The organism is Aneurinibacillus tyrosinisolvens (genome assembly GCF_001015055.1).
Lineage (GTDB): Bacteria > Bacillota > Bacilli > Aneurinibacillales > Aneurinibacillaceae > Aneurinibacillus_A > Aneurinibacillus_A tyrosinisolvens.
Genome location: NZ_BBWZ01000112.1, coordinates 1 through 1,237 on the forward strand (window position 1 = coordinate 1; position 1,237 = coordinate 1,237).

Below are 1,237 nucleotides of genomic sequence, written 5' to 3' on the forward strand. Positions count from 1 at the left end.
CGGTAAGGTTCGTTAAACAAAAAAAGAGCGTAAGGTTAAAAATATCAGAAAAAAGGGAGGGCAGTCCACGGAGGCCACTGAAAAAGTGGCCACTTTGAATAATTAACAGGTATTTTCGTCAATATACAGTAAAAAAATAAACTGAGTATCTACATACAGTAGGTAACCAGCTTCTTTTTTTCTTTAAATGGACTTTTTCAGTGGCTTCCAGTCCACGCAGGCCGGCCTTCCTGACCCAGTGGAACCTCCCGGAGAGCAGAAGAAAGCCCACCCACCATTGTCTCCCGCCCCGAGCTACCCAGATGTTTGATGGGCGCTGCTCGCAGGGAGGTGGAGCGGACAGTTCTTCCTTCCTTGCGGAAGGGAAAGGCAAATGAGTGAACTTCCTTTTTTCGCTCATGCATAAACCGCATAAAATCGCAAAAAATAAGAAAGAAGGAAAAGGAGGGGTTAAAATGGAAGTACAACGTGCACAGCAAATTGTGGAATCAAGAGATACGATAAATGTAGAGTTTCAAGGCGTTCCCGTGTGGATTGACAGCATTGATAATCAAAGCAAAACTGCAAGTGTCCATCCAACGGAAAACCCGGCGGATAGAAAAACCGTTGCACTTAATGAGCTGAAAGAAGTTCATTAAAAGCTGATTGCTCTTTACTACTAATGATAAAATTTCTACAGAAGCCTTTATACGCCAGAAAAGCGTTTTAAAGGCTTTTTTGTTTAGTTTTAAAAAAATTTTTTAAAAGCGTATCTTTTTTGATGCGATTGCCGTTTATATAGTAAAGGGATGATCATCCGATGAAGGGGGCTTTGAATTGTTATCCAAGGTAGCTGCCCATCCAAATGGGGATAACACGGATAAAGAATTTCATGAAATCGTGAACGAGCACTATGAAGATTTAAAACGATATTGCCATTCAATAGCTGGCACGTCCTGGGAAGCCGAGGATTTGATTCAAGATACACTGCTCAAAGCTTTCACTGCTCTAAGAAAAAATCCTGGTCATGCTAATCCTAAAGCATTTTTGTTTCGTATTGCGTCAAATACGTGGATTGACCGGCACAGAAAACAAAAGTGGAATCTTTATTATGAAATGGATATAAACCGTATGACCCACAAGAAACAAATTGATTCAGCCGATATACGCGGGGCGGTAGAGACGCTCGTTACTAACCTGTCGGCAAAGCAATGCGCTGCCATTTTGCTCACCGAAGTATTTGAATAAGTTTGTGGCG

2 protein-coding genes are annotated in these 1,237 nt (G+C 41.6%); both read left to right on the forward strand.

The window, feature by feature from the left end; all coding sequences use genetic code 11:
- Nucleotides 1-455 precede the first annotated feature (455 nt).
- Entirely contained in the window at nt 456-638 is a 183-nt protein-coding gene (locus tag MBEAL2_RS28540; protein WP_047155555.1) for an H-type small acid-soluble spore protein, read from the forward strand.
- Between the two features lie 178 nt (nt 639-816).
- On the forward strand, nt 817-1,227 hold the full coding sequence (locus MBEAL2_RS28545; RefSeq protein WP_047155554.1) for an RNA polymerase sigma factor: 411 nt from the start codon (nt 817-819) through the stop codon (nt 1,225-1,227).
- Nucleotides 1,228-1,237 lie beyond the last annotated feature (10 nt).